17 protein-coding genes are annotated in these 18,355 nt (G+C 61.8%); 12 read left to right on the top strand and 5 right to left on the bottom strand.

Features of this window, described 5'->3' with window-relative positions:
• Positions 1-1,458 (bottom strand): MFS transporter, encoded by a 1,458-nt coding sequence (locus ACWTV1_RS07330; protein ID WP_498504725.1) that lies wholly within the window; start codon positions 1,456-1,458, stop codon positions 1-3.
• A 242-nt stretch (positions 1,459-1,700) separates the two neighbouring features.
• On the opposite strand from ACWTV1_RS07330, the gene dnaK reads away from it, so the two are divergent.
• The 12 genes from dnaK to ACWTV1_RS07270 all read left to right on the top strand — a co-directional run bounded on the left by dnaK (position 1,701) and on the right by ACWTV1_RS07270 (position 14,136).
• Complete coding sequence (dnaK, locus tag ACWTV1_RS07325) at positions 1,701-3,569, top strand: molecular chaperone DnaK (RefSeq protein WP_498504724.1); 1,869 nt, start codon at positions 1,701-1,703, stop codon at positions 3,567-3,569.
• On the top strand, positions 3,570-4,226 hold the full coding sequence (locus ACWTV1_RS07320) for a nucleotide exchange factor GrpE (RefSeq protein ID WP_229820402.1): 657 nt from the start codon (positions 3,570-3,572) through the stop codon (positions 4,224-4,226).
• Between the two features lie 17 nt (positions 4,227-4,243).
• Complete coding sequence (locus ACWTV1_RS07315) at positions 4,244-5,230, top strand: DnaJ C-terminal domain-containing protein (RefSeq protein ID WP_498504723.1); 987 nt, start codon at positions 4,244-4,246, stop codon at positions 5,228-5,230.
• A gap of 5 nt (positions 5,231-5,235) precedes the next feature.
• On the top strand, positions 5,236-5,670 hold the full coding sequence (locus ACWTV1_RS07310) for a heat shock protein transcriptional repressor HspR (RefSeq protein WP_100387923.1): 435 nt from the start codon (positions 5,236-5,238) through the stop codon (positions 5,668-5,670).
• 49 nt (positions 5,671-5,719) lie between these two features.
• Positions 5,720-6,502 carry a YqjF family protein gene (locus tag ACWTV1_RS07305; RefSeq protein ID WP_498504722.1) on the top strand — a complete coding sequence of 261 codons (783 nt, stop codon included), beginning with the start codon at positions 5,720-5,722 and terminating at the stop codon, positions 6,500-6,502.
• Between the two features lie 241 nt (positions 6,503-6,743).
• Positions 6,744-7,589: a nitrilase-related carbon-nitrogen hydrolase gene (locus tag ACWTV1_RS07300; protein WP_498477548.1), complete on the top strand. Its 846-nt coding sequence runs from the start codon at positions 6,744-6,746 to the stop codon at positions 7,587-7,589.
• Between the two features lie 72 nt (positions 7,590-7,661).
• Positions 7,662-9,125 carry a dihydropyrimidinase gene (hydA, locus tag ACWTV1_RS07295; RefSeq protein ID WP_100387926.1) on the top strand — a complete coding sequence of 488 codons (1,464 nt, stop codon included), beginning with the start codon at positions 7,662-7,664 and terminating at the stop codon, positions 9,123-9,125.
• Positions 9,126-9,207: 82 nt separating this feature from the next.
• Positions 9,208-10,224: a TIGR03842 family LLM class F420-dependent oxidoreductase gene (locus tag ACWTV1_RS07290; RefSeq protein WP_498504721.1), complete on the top strand. Its 1,017-nt coding sequence runs from the start codon at positions 9,208-9,210 to the stop codon at positions 10,222-10,224.
• A gap of 4 nt (positions 10,225-10,228) precedes the next feature.
• Positions 10,229-11,182, top strand: coding sequence for an ABC transporter permease (locus ACWTV1_RS07285; protein WP_498504720.1), 954 nt, complete (start codon positions 10,229-10,231; stop codon positions 11,180-11,182).
• Positions 11,179-12,072 carry an ABC transporter ATP-binding protein gene (locus ACWTV1_RS07280; protein WP_498504719.1) on the top strand — a complete coding sequence of 298 codons (894 nt, stop codon included), beginning with the start codon at positions 11,179-11,181 and terminating at the stop codon, positions 12,070-12,072. The genes ACWTV1_RS07285 and ACWTV1_RS07280 overlap by 4 nt, the downstream gene beginning before the upstream one ends.
• Positions 12,069-12,917 (top strand): ABC transporter permease, encoded by an 849-nt coding sequence (locus tag ACWTV1_RS07275; protein WP_498504718.1) that lies wholly within the window; start codon positions 12,069-12,071, stop codon positions 12,915-12,917. Before ACWTV1_RS07280 ends, ACWTV1_RS07275 begins: the two co-directional genes overlap by 4 nt.
• A gap of 67 nt (positions 12,918-12,984) precedes the next feature.
• Positions 12,985-14,136: an ABC transporter substrate-binding protein gene (locus ACWTV1_RS07270; protein WP_498504717.1), complete on the top strand. Its 1,152-nt coding sequence runs from the start codon at positions 12,985-12,987 to the stop codon at positions 14,134-14,136.
• 84 nt (positions 14,137-14,220) lie between these two features.
• Here ACWTV1_RS07270 and ACWTV1_RS07265 read toward each other — a convergent pair whose 3' ends face one another.
• From ACWTV1_RS07265 to ACWTV1_RS07250, 4 genes are all read right to left on the bottom strand, one after another.
• Complete coding sequence (locus ACWTV1_RS07265) at positions 14,221-15,033, bottom strand: ABC transporter permease (RefSeq protein ID WP_498504716.1); 813 nt, start codon at positions 15,031-15,033, stop codon at positions 14,221-14,223.
• 7 nt (positions 15,034-15,040) lie between these two features.
• The gene (locus ACWTV1_RS07260; protein WP_498504715.1) at positions 15,041-15,868 is read right to left on the bottom strand and encodes an ABC transporter permease; all 828 of its coding nucleotides are present in this window, start codon (positions 15,866-15,868) and stop codon (positions 15,041-15,043) included.
• 100 nt (positions 15,869-15,968) lie between these two features.
• Positions 15,969-17,153 carry an extracellular solute-binding protein gene (locus ACWTV1_RS07255; RefSeq protein ID WP_498504714.1) on the bottom strand — a complete coding sequence of 395 codons (1,185 nt, stop codon included), beginning with the start codon at positions 17,151-17,153 and terminating at the stop codon, positions 15,969-15,971.
• A gap of 113 nt (positions 17,154-17,266) precedes the next feature.
• Positions 17,267-18,325 (bottom strand): ABC transporter ATP-binding protein, encoded by a 1,059-nt coding sequence (locus ACWTV1_RS07250; RefSeq protein ID WP_100387946.1) that lies wholly within the window; start codon positions 18,323-18,325, stop codon positions 17,267-17,269.
• Positions 18,326-18,355: the final 30 nt, after the last annotated feature.

Raw genomic sequence — 18,355 nt, 5'->3', positions numbered from 1 at the left:
CTAGTCGATGACCGATTGCTTGGCCTTGACGGGCAGCATGAGCCCGAGGCCAGCAAGCAGCACGATCACGATTCCGATGATGCCGAATCGAGTATCGCCGGTCATCGATACGAAGATCGTGAAGAGTCCGGGGGCGAGGAAGCTGACGGCGCGACCCGTTGTGGCATAAAGGCCGAAGATCTCGCCTTCTCGACCAACGGGGGTGATGCGGGCGAGAAAGCTGCGGCTCGCCGCCTGAACTGGCCCGACGAAGAGTGTCAAGAAGAGGCCAGCGATCCAGAATCCTGCTTTGGCGTCGCCGATGAACAGCACGGCGAGACCGGCGAGCACGAGACCGATGAGAGAGCCGATGATCACGTTCTTGGCTCCGAGCCTGTCGTCGAGCCATCCGCCAATAAAGGTTCCTATGCCGGCGACCAGGTTGGCGGCGACGGCGAAGTAGATGACTTCGCTCGGGCTAAAGCCGAACACTTGAGCGGCGATGATGGCGCCAAACGTGAAGACGGCGGCCAAACCATCCCGGAAGACTGCGCTCGCGAGCAAGAACATGAGCACTTGAGGGCTCTTCTTGGCGAGGCTCGCGATGGTGCGAAAGAGCTTCAGGTAGCTCGCGAAGAAATTGACGCGATTCTCTCGAGCGCCCGCGGGAATCTCGGGAACCGCAATCAACACGGGAATGGCAAAGATCGCGAACCAGGCTGCTGACGCAAGCACGGCGAAGCGGATATCGAGAGCGCCACCCTCGGTGCCGAATGGCACGTTCAGGAGCCCATTGCCGGTGTCACTTCCGAAGTTCTGAATGAACAGCACGAGCAGGATGATCAGCAGCACGATGCCGCCGATGTAGCCCATGCCCCAGCCGAATCCGGAGACACGACCGACAGTAGCGGGGGTGGAAACCTGCACGAGCATGGCGTTGTAGTTGACGCTCGCGAACTCGAAGAAGATGTTTCCGGCCGCGAGAAGTGCAGCGCCGAGGTAAATGTAGGAGGGAATGGGCTCGACGAAGAACATCGCTCCCATAGCGAGTACGACGAGGCCGGTATTGATGGCAAGCCACAGCTTGCGGCGCCCCGACCCATCGGAACGCTGACCCAGGATGGGAGCCAGAATTGCGACGAGGATGCCGGCGATCGTGAGGGCACCAGAGATCACCGTGGTGTTGCCAGCTTTCGCGAGAACGAGTGCCGGGTTCTTCTCGTCGTCACCGGCGGCGGCGACGATCTCGGGGTCGATGAAGAGGCCGCTGGCGAGGTAGGTGCTGAATACGAAGGTGGTGACGACGGCGTTGAATGCAGCGGACCCCCAGTCCCACAGGGCCCAGGCCCGCACTCGACTCTTGGGTATTGCGGCATCCGTGATGAGGCCTTGCCCCACGGTGCCGATCGCGCGCGTGTTCGAGACCCGAGGAACAGCAGGAGTGCCGGGGGCGTCGTTGTCGCCAGTCTTGTCCGTCATGCGAACAGGTTAGTGGTGTGCGGTAAACAATGGGTGCTGTTCGCGCCGCAAGTTCTCGCTAGTTGCTTCGTTGCTTCAGTGAGGGAAGAGTGCCGGGGACCCGAGCGAATATCCTCCAGCCACCTTGAGTCACACACACTCAACTTTCAGCTACGCAGCTTGACTCTCGACTCGAGCAGGAGCAAACTTGATACAGCGCGACTCAAGTTCGCAAACCCAAACGCTTAAAGGAGTAAGAGCACATGGCTCGAGCAGTAGGTATTGACCTCGGAACCACGAACTCCGTAGTTTCCGTTCTCGAAGGTGGAGAACCCACCGTCATCGCAAACGCCGAAGGAATGCGCACGACGCCTTCCGTCGTCGCATTCACCAAGGATGGCGAAGTCCTCGTTGGTGAAACCGCCAAGCGTCAGGCTGTCACTAACGTCGACCGCACCATTGCTTCCGTCAAGCGCCACATCGGTACTGACTGGACCGTCGCAATCGACGACAAGAAGTACACCCCGCAGGAAATCTCCGCTCGTACGCTTGCCAAGCTCAAGCGCGATGCCGAGCAGTACCTGGGTGAAGACGTCACCGACGCAGTCATCACCGTTCCCGCGTACTTCAACGACGCTGAGCGTCAGGCAACGAAGGAAGCTGGTGAGATCGCGGGCCTCAACGTTCTGCGCATCATCAACGAGCCCACCGCTGCTGCACTCGCGTACGGTCTCGACAAGGGCAAGGAAGACGAGCTCATCCTGGTCTTCGACCTCGGTGGTGGAACGTTCGACGTTTCGCTGCTCGAAGTGGGCAAAGACGACGACTTCTCGACCATTCAGGTCAAGTCCACCTCGGGTGACAACCGCCTCGGTGGAGATGACTGGGATGCCCGCGTCGTTGACTACCTGATCCAGCGCTTCAAGGACTCGACCGGTGTTGACGTTTCTGGCGACAAGATCGCTAAGCAGCGCCTCAAGGAAGCTGCTGAGCAGGCGAAGAAGGAACTCTCCTCGCAGATGTCGGCAAGCATCCAGCTTCCGTACCTCTCGCTCACCGAGAACGGTCCAGCCAACCTCGACGAGACGCTCTCGCGCGCCAAGTTCGAAGAGCTGACCGCCGACCTTCTCGACCGTGTTCAGAAGCCCTTCAACGACGTCATCAAGGAAGCAGGCGTCAAGCTTGCCGACGTATCGCACGTTGTTCTCGTGGGTGGATCGACTCGTATGCCCGCCGTCGTTGAACTCGTCAAGAAGCTTACGGGTGGCAACGAGCCCAACAAGGGCGTCAACCCCGACGAGGTTGTCGCTGTTGGTGCTGCACTGCAGGCTGGTGTCTTGAAGGGTGAGCGCAAGGACGTTCTCCTCATCGACGTCACCCCGTTGAGCCTCGGTATCGAGACCAAGGGCGGAATGATGACCAAGCTCATCGACCGCAACACGGCTATCCCGACCAAGCGCAGTGAGACCTTCACCACGGCGGATGACAACCAGCCTTCCGTGTCGATTCAGGTCTTCCAGGGTGAGCGTGAGTTCACTCGCGACAACAAGAACCTCGGAACCTTCGAGCTCACCGGCATCGCGCCGGCGCCTCGCGGCATCCCGCAGGTTGAGGTCACTTTCGACATCGACGCCAACGGCATCGTGCACGTGTCCGCTAAGGACAAGGGCACCGGCAAGGAGCAGTCGATGACGATCACGGGTGGCTCAAGCCTCTCGAAGGAAGACATCGAGCGCATGGTTCGCGAGGGCGAAGAGCACGCTGCAGAAGACAAGGCTCGCCGCGAGGCAGCCGAGGTTCGCAACAACGCAGAACAGCTCGCGTACTCGACCGGAAAGCTCATCACCGACAACGCTGAGAAACTGCCAGAAGACGTGAAGACCGAGGTTCAGGCCGACGTTGACGCGCTCAACACGGCGCTTGCCGGCGACGACGAAGCCGAAGTAAAGACGGCCTTCGACAAGCTCACCGAAAGCCAGCAGAAGCTCGGCGAAGCAATCTACAAGCACCAGGAAGAAAACCCTGAGGCCGCTGCAGAGGGCGACGACGCACCCGCTGGCGAGAGCTCGGACGAGGACATCGTTGACGCTGAAGTTGTTGACGAAGACGAAGCTGACTCGGACAAGAAGTAAATGTCTGACAACAACCACGACCACGACGAAAACCAGGAGCCGGTGATCAACGACGAAAGTCAGAGTGACCCGGAAACCGGCGACGTCAGTGCGTCTGACTCGGCTGCCGCAGAGGAATCTGCGGCAGCCGAGGGGCAGCCCGCTGCAGAAGATGCTGCGGATGCTGCTTCGGACGCCGAGAAGGCTCCCGACGAGCTGAGCGAAGAAGACCAGCGTCTTCTCGAAGAAGCTAGCCGGGACCTCGTTGCCGAGATGCGTGAGCAGATGTTGCGTGCGCAGGCCGAACTGGTGAACTTCCGTACTCGCGTAGAACGCGACCGTGTTGCTAACCGTGAAGCCGTGATCGCCGACGTCGTTCGTTCGATGTTGCCTGCGCTGGATGACCTCGACCGTGCTGACAAGCACGGCGATATCCTCGAGGGAACGCCGATCGCGCTTGTTGCGCAGAAGATCAACTCGAGTTTCGAGCGGTTCGGCTTGCGCAAGATCGGCGAGAAGGGCGAGCCCTTCGATCCCGCTTTCCACGAGGCCGTTGTTCACTTGAACGACCCCGAGGCAACCGAGAACACGATCGCTGACGTCATTGAGCCTGGCTACATTCTTGGTGAGCGCGTTGTGCGTGCCGCGAAGGTTGCTGTCTCCGGCCCCACCGATTAGGGCGGGGGTGGCGTGTAGTGGCTAGCCAAGATTGGTTTGATAAGGACTTCTATAAGGTGCTCGGGGTGTCGAAGGATGTCTCCGAGGCCGACCTGAAGAAGACCTATCGCAAACTCGCGCGCCAGTTTCACCCGGACTCCAATCCGGGGGATCCCAAGGCGGAGGCTCGTTTCAAGGAGATCAGCGAAGCCCACTCGGTTCTCTCTGACCCTGAAATGCGCCGCGAATACGATCAGGTTCGCGCTATGGGCTCCGGCGCTCGCTTTCAAGCGGGCGGTCAAGCTGGCGGCTTCGAAGATGTCTTTGGTGGCATGTTCGGTGGCGGTGGCCAGAGTTATGGTGGCCAGAGCTACGGCGGAGGGCAGTCGGGCGCAAGCTTCGAGGACCTCCTCGGCGGTATGTTCGGCGGTCAGGCCGGCCCCGGTGGCGGCCCCGGTTTTCGGGGCGGCCCTGCCAAGGGTCGCGACCTAGCCGCGAACACCACGCTCGACTTCGCTACGGCGATCAACGGCGAAACGATCAAGCTCCAGCCTGCTGGCGGCCGTCCGATGAATGTCAAGGTTCCTGCGGGAGTCAGCGACGGTCAGAAGATCCGCCTCAAGGGCAAAGGCGAGCCGAGCCCGAATGGTGGCCCGCCTGGCGACCTCGTGTTGACGGTGACGGTGCGCAAGCATCCGGTGTTCGAGCGGGAAGGCAACAACATTCGTGTTGTCGTTCCCGTTACGTTCGCGGAAGCAGTGCTCGGCGCCACCATCGAGGTTCCCACTCTCGGCGGTGCTCCGGTGAAACTGAAGGTTGCACCGGGAACCCCGAGCGGGCGAGTATTGCGAGTAAAGGGTCGCGGCGTCGCGACAGCGAAAGCAACCGGAGACCTGCTTGCCGAAGTGCAAGTGGCGGTGCCTAACCGCATCTCGGAAGCTGCGTTGGCGCACCTTGAGGCCTTTGCAGAAGCGATGCCCGCAGAGAACCCGCGGGACGACCTGATTGCCCGAGCCAGGAGCTAACAGCTATGGATGAGCTAACCCCCGCGTTTGCTATCGCCGTTGCGGCGGAGCTTGCGGGAATGCATCCGCAGACGTTGCGACAATACGACCGTCTGGGTCTCGTGTCTCCCACGAGAACCAGCGGTCGGTCGCGGCGCTACTCTATGCGTGACGTGATGCAGTTGCGCGAGATCGCGGCGCTCAGCGCCGAGGGTCTCAACCTCGAAGGCATCAAGAGAATTCTTGACCTCGAAAATCAGGTCACCGAACTCACCTCCCGGGTTCGCGAACTCGAAACGGCGCTGGCCGATGAGATGCTCTCCAAGCCGGGCCGTCGCGTGTTCGCTGCGGGTCAGGCCGGCGAAGTGATCTCACTGCGCGCCGGAACGCGAGCCGAACGCACCGACCAAGTCGTGCTGTGGCGCCCCTTCGTGCGCCGCGATAACCAGCTTCCCCGCTGATGATGCGCGCGGCGTCGAACATCCACACGTCCTTGCGGCGGGTGCCCTAATGTTTCGCGAAGCGCCGCCCCTCGGTGGTCCCGCCATCCTGCGCCAGCGCTGGAGCGAAGTTTCCTTTCTGCACTGGCGCGTAGACCCCGCCGTCGTCGCCCCTTTCATGCCGGAGGGGTGTCGCCCGGATACCCTCAACGGCAGCTCCTGGGTGGGGCTCATCGCGTTCCAGATGTCGCAGAGTTCGTTCTTTGGCGGGCCCCGCATCCCGTGGCTCGGCGATTTTCCCGAAGTAAATGTGCGGCTCTATTCGGTCGACGAGAAGGGCAGGCGCGGCGTTGTCTTTCTCTCGCTCGAAGCCTCGCACCTGATTCCCGTTCTCACCGCGCGGGCAGCTTTTGGCTTGCCCTACCAGTGGGCTTCGATGAAGATCGGGCAGCGCGACGGGCAGATTGCCTACAAAACGAAACGGCATGGCCGACCGGATGCGGCATCCCACATCATTGTGCGCCCGATCGACGACCCGGCGGCCAGCGTCTCACTCGCGGCTGACCCCGAGGCAACGTTCTTGACAGCTCGGTGGGCGTTTCACGAAACTCACCGTGGACGAACGATCTACTGTCGCAACCTGCACGAGCCGTGGCCGCTGCAGCCGGCCGAAGTGGTCTACCTCGACGATGGTTTGCTCGCGGCAGCCGGGTTTGAGGGTCTTGCCGACCGCGCTCCCGACTCAGTTCTCTATGCCAGCGACGTTACGACGGTGTTTGCGGCACCCCAACAACCGTTCCAGATTCGTGCGCCTCAGTCGCGACCAGTGTGGACGTCTACGCGCTCTTCGTAGCTTCCGCGAGCAATATGCCTAAGTTGCATAGACAATTTTGGGCAATATGGTCTCACCAGCACAAATGAGCATTGCCTCTCGCGTCAGTCGAGGCCATGATGAGTAACCACAACGTCATATAGGCACAACACGATTGAAACGATGAACCCGGAGAATGAACGCACGGGGATAGTTCCCGTTCGCGCGTCACTTTCCCGGTTTATCACCGAAGGCAATGACGCCGAATAACGCAGGAGGCACCATGACGACAGTTCGCGCAGCAATCACACAGACCACTTGGACAGGCGACAAGGAGTCGATGCTCGACAAGCACGAGCAGTTCGCTCGGGATGCCAAAGAGCAGGGCGCTCAAATCATCTGCTTCCAAGAGCTCTTCTACGGCCCGTACTTCGGGATCACTCAAGACAAGAAGTACTACCGCTACGCCGAGCCTGTTGATGGCCCGATCGTTACGCGCTTTCAGGCCCTGGCTAAAGAGCTCAACATGGTCATGATTCTGCCGATCTATGAAGAGGCGATGACGGGCGTGTATTACAACACCGCCGTCGTTGTTGACGCTGACGGCACGAACCTCGGTTCGTACCGCAAGCACCACATTCCTCACCTCGACAAGTTCTGGGAGAAGTTCTACTTCACGCCCGGCAACCTTGGCTTCCCCATGTTCAACACCGCCGTCGGCAAGGTCGGCGTTCACATCTGTTACGACCGCCACTTCCCCGAGGGATGGCGTGAACTCGGGCTCAACGGCGCCGAGATCGTCTTCAACCCGAACGCCACGAAGCCCGGGCTCTCCAACCGCCTCTGGGAGGTTGAGGGCCCCGCAGCAGCAGTGGCTAACGGCTACTTCGTTCTTCAGCCCAACCGTGTCGGCCTCGAAGACAACGAGTACGGCGACGAAGCCGTTGACTTCTACGGCACCAGCCAGGTCATCGACCCCCGCGGAAACTTCGTGGGCGAACGTGGCTCAGGCACCGACGAAGAGATCATGATTCGCGATCTCGACATGGACCTCGTGCAGGAGATGCGCGACGACTGGCAGTTCTACCGCGACCGTCGCCCCGACGCTTACCTGTCGATCCCCAAGTAAGTCCAACGTCAGCCCCGGGCTGTCTTGGCGCCCGGGGAACAGCAGGCATTCGACATCGCAGAGGAGCGAATCATGGCCACCACTCTCATTTCTGGCGGAACAGTCGTCAGCTCAACGGGGCGCGCCCCCGCAGACGTCCTGATCGACGGCGAAGTAATCAAGGCTGTGTTGTCACCTGGCAGCACGCTTTTTGGAACGGATGTTGCGGCATCCGTCGACACCGTCATTGATGCCACGGGAAAGTACGTTATTCCCGGCGGCATCGACGCGCACACCCACATGGAGCTGCCCTTCGGTGGCACCGCGGCAATCGACACGTTCGAGACGGGCACTCGCGCTGCGGCGTGGGGCGGCACGACCGCGATCATCGACTTCGCGGTGCAGACCTTTGGCGAGCGCATCGAGGATTCTCTCGCAGCGTGGCACGGCAAGGCATCCGGCAACTGTGCGATCGACTACGGCTTTCACCAGATCGTTGGTGACGTTACGCCCGATTCGCTGAAGGCCATGGCGAAGCTGCCCGACGAGGGCATCACGAGCTTCAAGATGTTCATGGCGTATCCGGGCGTTTTCTATTCGGATGACGCTCAGATTCTGAAGGCCATGCAGGTGTCCCGCGACACCGGCCTCATGACGATGATGCACGCCGAGAACGGCCCGGTTATCGACGTTCTCGCTGAGCAGCTCGTGGAGCAGGGCAAAACTGACCCGTACTATCACGGTGTCGCTCGCGCCTGGGAGATGGAAGAGGAGGCGACGCATCGCGCGATCATGCTCGCCAAGCTCACCGGTGCTCCGCTCTACATCGTTCACGTCAGTGCGAAGCAAGCGGTCGAACAGATCGCCGGCGCTCGCGACCGCGGCCAGAACGTGTTTGCTGAGACCTGCCCGCAGTACCTGTACTTGAGCCTCGAAGAACAGCTGGGTGCTCAGAGCGAGCAGTACGGCCACTTCGAAGGCGCCAAGTGGGTGTGCTCGACTCCGTTGCGTTCGCGCGAAGAGGGCCATCAGGATGCCATGTGGCAGTCGCTGCGTACGAACGATGTGCAAATGGTCTCCACCGACCACTGCCCGTTCTGCATGAAAGACCAAAAAGAGTTGGGCCTCGCGGACTTCCGCAAGATCCCCAACGGCATGGGAACGGTCGAGCACCGTATGGACCTCATGTACCAAGGCGTTGTCACGGGAGAAATCACTCTCGAACGCTGGGTTGAACTAACGAGCACCACCCCCGCTCGAATGTTCGGAATCTATGGCCGTAAGGGCGTCATCCAGCCCGGTGCCGATGCCGACATCGTCGTCTACGACCCCAACGGCCACACCTCGATCGGTATGCCGGTCGACGAAAACGGCAAGCCAACGGGCAAGAAACACCACATGAACATGGACCACGCTGCCTGGGAAGGCTTCGAAATCGACGGGCACGTCGACACCGTTCTCTCCCGTGGCAAGGTCATTGTGGACAACGATCAGTACCTCGGTTCGAAGGGTGATGGCCGCTTCATGAAGCGTGGCCTCACCCAGTACCTCACCTAAAACAGGTTCTCGTGCAGCATCCGTGTGGCTGAGGCCAGCGGATGCTGCCTTGGCCTCCCTTCCACCACGAACGAGGAGCACCATGGATTTCGGAGCAGTACTTCAAACTAACCCGCCCGCAGCACGAACCGTTCAACTAGCGAAGCTCGCAGAGGCGCACGGCTTCAACTACGTCTGGACCTTCGACTCACACATCCTGTGGCAAGAGCCCTACGTGATTTACAGCCAGATTCTGGCCGAAACGCGCAAGGTTATCGTCGGCCCGATGGTCACGAACCCGGCCACCCGCGACTGGACCGTCACGGCATCCACCTACGCCACGCTCAACGAGATGTACGGCAACCGCACCGTCTGTGGCATTGGCCGGGGCGACTCGGCTGTGCGCGTGACCAACGGCAAGCCCACCACACTGAAGGATCTTCGCGAGTCGATTCACGTCATCCGTGAACTCGCCAACTCGCGTTCGGTCGAATACGGCGGCGCCCAGTTGCAGCTGCCGTGGAGCAAGGGCTCAGAGCTCGAAATGTGGGTTGCTGCCTATGGCCCCCTCGCCCTCAAGCTCACCGGTGAAGTCGGAGACGGCTTCATTCTGCAACTTGCCGACGTGGACATCGCCGCCTGGATGATCAAGAAGGTGCGCGACGCCGCTGAGGCTGTCGGCCGCGACCCCATGTCGATCAAGTTCTGTGTTGCCGCTCCGATGTACATCGGTGACGACTGGGAGCACATGCGCGACCAGTGCCGCTGGTTCGGTGGAATGGTGGGAAACCACGTCGCCGACATCGTCAAGAAGTACGGCACCGACGGAGACGTACCCAAGGCCCTCACCGACTACATCGAGAAGCGTGAAGGCTACGACTACAACCAGCACGGTCAGGCGGGCAACACCCACGCGGCGTTTGTTCCGGATGAGATCGTTGACCGGTTCTGTCTCATGGGCACCGCCGAGCAGCACATCGAGAAACTCGAGAAGCTGCGCGAGCTGGGGGTCGACCAGTTCGCTGGCTACCTGCAGCACGACAACAAAGAGGAAACGCTGCGCGTGTACGGTGAGACCGTGATTCCGGCTCTCACCGAAACAGTGACGGCGAAGGCCTAACCCGATGACGGCAACCCACAACGATAAGCGTGGGGAGGTTGCCGTCCGCCCCGCGAGTTCGCCGGGTGCGCTGGCTAACCCCGCGCGCGCTCGGCTGCTCGGTGGCTTCGGCTGGGGCATCGCCGGCGTTCTCTTCATCGCGCTGATCTGGGAGGGCTACAAGTTCTTCGGTCCAGACAACGGTGTGCTGATTGGTGAACTCCGCGTGCTCCCGCGCACGACCGACCTGGCCATGCCGCACTTCTGGGACATGATGGTGCGGTTGGCTGAGCCGGTTACGCGCGCCGACGGTGCACTTCCCCTCTGGGCCGTCGTTGCGCTCGCCGCGCTCACCACGCTCGGCATCGCCGCCGCGGGCTGGGCGGTAGGAGTGATCGTGGGCATCGCCTTCGCGCTCCTCATGCAGCGCTGGCGCCTCGCCGAATTTGGACTGCTGCCGTGGATCGTCATCAGCCAGACCGTGCCGCTCATCGCCTTCGCCCCCGTGGTGAAGAGCTGGGGCTCACGCGTCGAGATCGGCTCGTTCGAGTGGCAAGACTGGATGTCGGTCGCACTCATTGCGAGCTACCTCGCGTTCTTCCCGATTACTGTCGGCGCGCTCAAGGGGCTGCAGTCTCCCGACCGCATCCACGTTGAGCTGTTCGAAACCTACGCTTCGGGCTACTGGCCGACTCTGCTGCGCTTGCGACTGCCGGCATCCGTTCCGTATCTTCTTCCGGCACTTCGCCTCGGTGCGGCTAACGCCGTAATCGGTGCGGTTGTTGCCGAAGTCTCAACGGGGCTTCAAGGCGGCATCGGTCGCCTACTTATTCAGTTCGCCGGTCAAGCATCGGGTGACCCCTCTAAGGCGTGGGGCCCCATCTTCGGCGCGATCGTTCTCGGGCTTGTTGCGGCCGGTTCGGTCGCCCTGCTCGGCGTGATTCTCAAGGACTACAGACGAACCGAGGAGGCCGCATGAGCGACCAGATCCCGACCACTACTTCCGCCATCAACCTCGGTGCCAGCGTGACAGCGGATGCCGCTGCCGTGCAGGTGCGCGGAGTCAACAAGCAGTTTCAGACCGCGACCGGCATCGTGCATGCGCTCGAGAACATCGACCTCACAGTTCAGGCTGGCGAGTTCGTTTCGCTCATTGGGCCGTCGGGCTGTGGCAAGTCGACGCTCATGCGGTTGATCGCTGACCTCGACGACCCGACCTCGGGGGAGCTGACGGTGTTTGGCAAGACCGCTACCCAGGCTCGCCTCGATCAGGATTACGGCATCGCGTTCCAGCAGGCGGGACTGTTGCCGTGGCGCTCGGTGGCCGCGAACGTTGCGCTTCCGCTCGAACTGCACGGCGTCGCATCCGCTACCCGTCGCACTCGCGTTGCAGAACTTCTCGACATGGTGGGCCTCACCGAGTTTGCCGACCGCTTTCCCGATCAACTCTCGGGCGGAATGCAGCAGCGCGTTGCTATTGCGCGGTCGCTGGCGGAACAGCCGCGACTGCTACTGATGGATGAGCCCTTCGGCGCCCTCGACGAGATGACGCGCGAGAAGATGCAGACCGACCTCGTGCGCATTGCCGCCGATACCGGTGCTGCCGTCGTCTTCGTGACGCACTCGATTCCCGAAGCCGTGTTCCTCTCTGACCGCGTCGTGGTTATGTCGCCGCGGCCTGGCCGCATCAGCCAAATCGTTCCCATGCGATTGGATGCCGCTGACGGCCGCGAAGAACGCGACGACGACCTGCGCGAAGCATCCTCCTTCTTCGAAATGGTTACCGAAGTGCGGGAAGCTCTCCACGGCGGAGCCGACCACTCGACCGGTGATGGTGTGGCCACAGCGCGGGGAGTAGACACTCGATGAGCGCAAGCACCAGTACTTCTGCGAACGCGATCGTGGGTCGCGGAGTAGGAGCGCGCCGGTCGAAAGGCTGGAGCCCGCGCACGGAAGCGACGCTGCGCATCGTGGCCCCGATCAGTTTCGGGCTGATCGTGCTCGTGATCTGGCAACTGCTCGTGACCGTCGGTGGTGTTTCGGACTACCTGCTGCCCAGCCCGATCTCGATCGTGACGGAACTCGTTGAGTTCTGGCCCTCGGTGGTGTCGGCAACGGCCCTCACCGGGACCAACAGTCTGCTCGGCCTCGTGGTCGGCTCGCTCGTCGGAATTGTCGGGGCAGCGCTCGCGGCCCGTTCGCGCATCGTCGACCAGATGAGTGCCCCCATCGTGGCGGCCCTCGCGGTGGTGCCGATCGTGGCTCTCGCCCCCGTGCTCAACTCGATGTTCGGCGCCGACAGCCAGTTCGGCCGTCAAGCGATTGCGGCCATTGCCTCATTCGTGCCGATCTTCATCAACACGCTGCGGGGGTTCCGCCAGACGAAGCCCGTGCACCGCGACCTGATGAAGGCCTACGCCACGAACTCCGGTCAGATGCTGATGAAGCTCACGCTGCCGACGGCACGTCCCTTCATCTTGACCGGCATCCGCATCGCCTCCTCGCTCGCCGTCATCTCCGCCCTCGTAGCGGAGTACTTTGGCGGTCCGCGCGGAGGGCTCGGCAGCCTGATTGCAACCTCGGCAGCCTCTAGCGCGTATGGCCGCGCTTGGGCCTATGTCGTGGCATCCATTGCTCTCGGCCTGCTCTTCTACCTAGCGACGCTCGCCCTCGAACGACTAGTGCTGCGTCGCGTACCGATAGGGAGGTCGTAGTAGTTACCCGTAGTACCCAGCAGTACCCCGCAGTATCCACTTGCACCGTGAATCTGGAAGGTCTGACATGAAGTTCACCAAACGCCGCTCACTAGCGGCCGGAGCGTTTGCCGTAACGGCAGCGGTCCTCCTCGCAGCATGCTCCACCGGCGACGGAAGCGACAGCGGTTCGTCCGAGAACGCTGACGGCCTCACTGAAGTGAAGCTCCAACTCCAATGGCTCCCTCAGGGACAGTTCGCCGGCTACTTTGCCGCCGCCGATCAGGGCTTCTTTGAAGAAGAGGGCCTTGACGTCGAAATCATCCCGTCGGGCGGCGACATCGTTCCGCAAGACGCTCTCGCCAACGGCGACGTTGACTACGCCGTAGCCTGGGTTCCCAAGGTGCTTGGCTCCATCGAACAGGGTGCCAACCTCACCAACATCGCCCAGATCTTCCAGAAGTCGGGCACGCTTCAGGTCTCGTGGGCCGACTCGGGTATCGACTCGGTCGCCGACTTCGAGGGCAAGAAGATTGGTTCGTGGGGCTTCGGAAACGAGTGGGAAATCTTCGCAGCAATGGCTGCTGAGGGCCTCGACTCCTCCACCGTGCAGATCATCACGCAGGACTTCAACATGAACGCCTTCCTGCAGGGTGACATCGACGCCGCTCAGGCCATGACCTACAACGAGTACGCCCAGCTGCTCGAGTCGACCGACCCCGACACCGGAGAGCTTTACCAGCCCTCTGACTTCAACGTCATCAGCTACGAAGACACCGTTGGCGCCATGCTCCAGGATGCGATCTGGGCTGACACCGAGCGTCTCGACAGCGACGAGGACTACCAAGACACTACGGTCGCCTTCCTCAAGGCCGTCGTCAAGGGTTGGATCTACGCTGCTGAGAACCCCGAGTCTGCTGCCGAAGGCACCGTTGCTGCCGGTTCCGGTTGGGGCCCCAGCCATGAACTGTGGATGGTCAACGAAACCAACAAGCTGATCTGGCCGGCCGCTAACGGCATCGGCGTCATCGACGAAGCTGCCTGGGACCGCACCGTAGAGGGTGCCATCGGCGCCGTCAACGAATCAGGCGCAAGCCCCATCACCACGGCCCCGCCGGCAACGGCATGGTCGAACGACTGGATCATGAAGGCGCTTGAAGAACTCGAAGCCGATGGTGTCGACACCACCGGTTCCAGCTTCGCGCCGATCGACGTCACCCTCCTCGAGGGCGGCAACTAGTCGCACTGAATAACCGCTAATCGGATGCCGCCCTTACGCTCGTGAGGGCGGCATCCGCTGCGCTGGGGGGAGTTGCTTGCTTCGCTACTCGCGTTCGTCGGCCCCGCGAGCCAAGCGCTGCGAGACCCACACGGGAATGAACGAGGCGAGGATCACGACGGTCGCCACAACGTTGACGAGGGATGCCTCGTTCGGGCGAGCCATTTGGTTCATGATCCACAGCGGCAGAGTGTCGACGCCGGGTGGGGCCGTGAAGATCGTGACGACAACTTCGTCGAAGCTCAGCGCGAACGCAAGAATTGCTCCGGCAACAAACGCGCTGCGGAACTGCGGGAACGTCACGAGCCGGAACGTCTGCAACGGAGTCGCACCGAGGTCGCGGGAGGCTTCTTCGATGCTGGGGTTGATGCGGCGCAATCGGGCGAGCACGTTGTTGAAGACCATGACGATGCAGAAGGTGCCGTGGGCAATGATCATGCCGAAGTATCCGACCTCGATGCCGATCGGCTCGAGCACCTGGTTGTAGGTGTTGTTGAGGGCGACACCGGTGACGATGCCGGGCAGAGCGATCGGCAGCACGACGAGCAGGTTCACGGTCTGCTTGCCGAAGAAGGTGTAGCGCTGCAGGGCAAAGGCCACGAGCGTGCCAAGGATGAGCGCAATCACCGTGGCGCCAAGGCCGACGATCACCGAGTTCAGCAGAGCAGCCCGGATGGGTTCGCTCACAAATGCCTTCTCCCACCAGACGGTGGAGAACTCCGCGATCGGCCAGCTCGACAGGCGTGCGGCACTGAACGAGTTGAGGACCACCAAAAACAGTGGGATGTACATGAACGCGAGGGCAATCGCGACGATAGTGCCGAGGGTGAACTTGGCGCCGAGGGAGAGTCTCAACATGGCGGCATCACATCCGTTCCAGTGCGCCGGTGCGCTGCACGCTGACGAGGTAGATGACAACAAAGGCGATCGGCACGAGCGAGAACGCGGCGGCGATCGGAGGGTTCAGGTTGATGTTTGAGGCGATGATGCTGCCGATCATCTGCGTTGACCCACCGACAAACTTGGCGGCGATGTAGTCGCCCAAGCTGAGGGAGAACGTGAAGATGGAGCCGGCAATGATCGCGGGCTTAATAAGAGGAAGAACCACGGTGCGGATCGTGAATCCGGCACCGGCGCCCAAGTCCGACGAAGCGTCGAACAGGTTCGGCGGCAGCTGGCGGATCGCGGTGTAGACCGGAACGGCCATGTACGGCAACCACAGGTAGGTGAGCGTCAGCACGACGGTGACGATGCTGAAGCCGGGACCGCTGATACCGAGCGGGCCGAGCATTGAGTTGAAGAAACCCTCTTCGGTGAAGGTGATGCGCATGGCGAGAATCTTCACGAGGTAGCCGGCCCAGAGCGGCAAAGTGATCGCGACGGCCAGAATGGCGCGCAGCTTGGGCGAAGCGACCTTCGCCATGAAGATGCCGAGCGGAACCGAGATCAGGATGCTCAGCACCGTGACCGCGAGGGCGATGCCGAGAGTGCGCAGCGAGGTTGACGCATACGCGGGGTTCGCGATGATCTGCTCAAAGTTGCGGAGGGTGAAGCCCGGCTTCACCTTGGAGGTGAAGGGGTCGGTCACCCAGAACGCGGTCACGAGAAGCATGACGAGCGAGAAGATGTAGATGCCGATGAGCCACAGCATGGGCAGCGCCAGCAGTGCCGAGAGTTGCGCGCGGCGATTCATGGAAGTCCGATCGATTGGTGCGTGTGGGGAGTGCAGCTCGTGAGTTGCGGGTCGAGCGAGGGATGAGGGGTGGGTTGGTGAGGCCCACCCCTCGGGCTAGCTAGCTCTTAACGGAGAGCCAGGCATCCGTCCACTGCTGGAAGTTCGTGCAGGTGACGTCAGTGCGACCATCGATGCACTGCTCGATGGGGGTGGTCCAGAACCAGACGTTGCTGAAGTACTCTTCGTCGGTTGCGTTGAAGTACTCGCAGTGTGCTGCGGCTTCGTCGCTCGTCTCGCAGAAGGCAGCGTTGGCGGGAGCCATACCGAAGTTGGTGGCGATAGCACCGTTCACATCAGCAGCGCTGGTGTAGTCGACCCAGGCGTAGGCACAGTTGGGCGACTCAGAATCGGCCGCGATCATCCACGCATCCGACCAACCGGTCGAACCCTCTTCAGGAAGAACGCTCTTGAACTTGTCGTCGTCAGTGAGCTTGCGCAGGACCTCCCACGAGGTGCCGAGCGAGGTGGTTCCGCCGGCGAACGAGGTGATCTGAGCGGCAGGGTCAGCCCAGTACTCGGAGACGATCTTGTTCTGCTGCTTGAGCAGGTCAATCGCAGCGTCAAGCTGATCCTGGTCGAGGGCGTACGGGTTGGTGATGCCGAGGTCAGGCTCGTGAGCCATCAGGTACACGGCGGCGTCAGCGATGTAGATCGGTGCGTCGTACGCAATGATCTGGCCGGCGTAGGGGCTGTCAGCTTCCCACGCAACATCCCAGCTCGTGGGCTCCTCGGTCACAACATCGCTGTTGTACTGCAGGATGTTGGCGCCGCGGCCGATGGGAACGCCATACGACTGGCCGTTGATGGTGTCATAAATTTGACCCTTCATGCCCTCAACGATGTCGTCACCGAAGTTGGGAACCAGGTCGAGGTTGATCGGCTGAACGTCGCCACCGGCAATGAGGCGAAGGCTCGCGTCACCCGAAGCGGAGACGAGGTCGTAGTCGCCCGTGCGCATGAGCTGAACCATCTCGTCGCTGGTGCCAGCAACGCGACGGTTGACCGTGCATCCGGTTTCTTCAGTGAATGCGTCGGACCATGCGGGCTCAACGAAGCCACTCCACGCGACGATGTTGACTTCGCTTTCCATCTCCCCCAGCTCTTCGAGCATGGGGATGTCGGGCACGTCGATGCTGAGGCCGCCGGCGGCGGTGCTGGTGCCGTCGGTGTCAGCGGAACAGCCCGTGAGGGCGAGCGCGGCAACGGCGATAAACGCTGCGCCGGTCATGATTTTTGATCTCATGGTGACTCCTTGGTGTGATTGATGAGTGCTGAATTGCGTGTGTGCTGCGTGTGCTGGTGTGGATGTGGCTGGCCCGGTTGTGCCGGATTCGCCGGTATTGCAGGGGTGATCTGTTAGCCGATCTGCGAGGCGTGATCGGTGGTCCATTCGACGCGCACCCGGTCGCCACGCCCGAAAGCGGACTCGGCAGAGGGGTGATGGTCGTTGGCGCGTTCGGCAATCACGCGAACACCCGATTCGGTGTCGACGAGAAAGCGCGTGGTCGGTCCGGTGTACACGGTTTCTGAGACCGTGCCGAGCAGGGAGACGGTTCCGGCGCTCGCCGCGGTGTCGGCGGTGAGCAGGCGCACACGCTCGGGGCGCACGCTCGATTGCACGCCATCCGCAGAGAGCTCGGCAGGGATGAGGTTGGAGAGTCCAAGGAACTTCGCGACGAATTCGGTGGCGGGGAATTCGTAGACTTCGCGGGCGGTGCCGACCTGCTCGACGCGGCCGTTGTTGAAGACGGCGACGCGGTCGCTCAGAGTGAGGGCTTCTTCTTGGTCGTGGGTGACGAAGATGAATGTGATGCCGACTTCGCGCTGAATTTGCTTGAGCTCGATCTGCATTTCTTCGCGCAGTTGCTTGTCGAGCGCACCGAGTGGCTCATCGAGCAGCAACACTTGCGGGCGCAGGATGAGCGCGCGAGCCAGGGCGATGCGCTGACGTTGGCCACCTGAAAGTTGGTGGGGCAGGCGGTCGGCCACGGCCGAGAGGCGAACCTGCTCGAGCGCGACGCCGACCTGGGTTGCCCGTTCGGCGCGGCTGACGCCGGCAACGCGCAGGCCGTAGCCCACGTTCTCGGCGATCGTGAAGTGCGGGAACAGCGCGTAATCCTGAAAGACCGTGTTGACCTGGCGGGCGTGGGGAGGAACCTGAGTGACATCGACACCGCTGAGGTGGATGCTGCCGCTCGTGACGTTCTCGAAGCCAGCGATCATCCGCAGCACGGTGGTCTTGCCCGAACCGGACGGGCCGAGCATCGAGAGAAACTCGCCGGGCTTCACGTCGAGGTCGAGGGCTTCGACGGCGGTGAAGTCACCGAAGGTCTTGGAAACACCGGCGAGGCTGACGGCACCGGGCGCGGGAGTGGAATCCGTTTCGGACGGGGCTTGCTGAGCGGACGCGTGCACGAAGGACTCCTTGGAACGACGGTGATCTCT

The organism is Salinibacterium sp. VpJ6 (assembly GCF_059767345.1).
This window is presented reverse-complemented; position numbering and strand designations above follow the sequence as displayed.

Bases quoted from the DNA above. Each gene is read 5' to 3' on its own strand.
- hydA (WP_100387926.1), top strand. From the start codon at position 7,662: ATGGCCACCACTCTCATTTCTGGCGGAACAGTCGTCAGCTCAACGGGG.
- ACWTV1_RS07290 (WP_498504721.1), top strand. From the start codon at position 9,208: ATGGATTTCGGAGCAGTACTTCAAACTAACCCGCCCGCAGCACGAACC.
- ACWTV1_RS07330 (WP_498504725.1), bottom strand. From the start codon at position 1,458: ATGACGGACAAGACTGGCGACAACGACGCCCCCGGCACTCCTGCTGTT.
- ACWTV1_RS07310 (WP_100387923.1), top strand. From the start codon at position 5,236: ATGGATGAGCTAACCCCCGCGTTTGCTATCGCCGTTGCGGCGGAGCTT.
- ACWTV1_RS07255 (WP_498504714.1), bottom strand. From the start codon at position 17,153: ATGAGATCAAAAATCATGACCGGCGCAGCGTTTATCGCCGTTGCCGCG.
- ACWTV1_RS07265 (WP_498504716.1), bottom strand. From the start codon at position 15,033: ATGTTGAGACTCTCCCTCGGCGCCAAGTTCACCCTCGGCACTATCGTC.
- ACWTV1_RS07275 (WP_498504718.1), top strand. From the start codon at position 12,069: ATGAGCGCAAGCACCAGTACTTCTGCGAACGCGATCGTGGGTCGCGGA.
- ACWTV1_RS07260 (WP_498504715.1), bottom strand. From the start codon at position 15,868: ATGAATCGCCGCGCGCAACTCTCGGCACTGCTGGCGCTGCCCATGCTG.
- ACWTV1_RS07285 (WP_498504720.1), top strand. From the start codon at position 10,229: ATGACGGCAACCCACAACGATAAGCGTGGGGAGGTTGCCGTCCGCCCC.
- ACWTV1_RS07300 (WP_498477548.1), top strand. From the start codon at position 6,744: ATGACGACAGTTCGCGCAGCAATCACACAGACCACTTGGACAGGCGAC.
- ACWTV1_RS07270 (WP_498504717.1), top strand. From the start codon at position 12,985: ATGAAGTTCACCAAACGCCGCTCACTAGCGGCCGGAGCGTTTGCCGTA.
- ACWTV1_RS07320 (WP_229820402.1), top strand. From the start codon at position 3,570: ATGTCTGACAACAACCACGACCACGACGAAAACCAGGAGCCGGTGATC.
- dnaK (WP_498504724.1), top strand. From the start codon at position 1,701: ATGGCTCGAGCAGTAGGTATTGACCTCGGAACCACGAACTCCGTAGTT.
- ACWTV1_RS07305 (WP_498504722.1), top strand. From the start codon at position 5,720: ATGTTTCGCGAAGCGCCGCCCCTCGGTGGTCCCGCCATCCTGCGCCAG.
- ACWTV1_RS07280 (WP_498504719.1), top strand. From the start codon at position 11,179: ATGAGCGACCAGATCCCGACCACTACTTCCGCCATCAACCTCGGTGCC.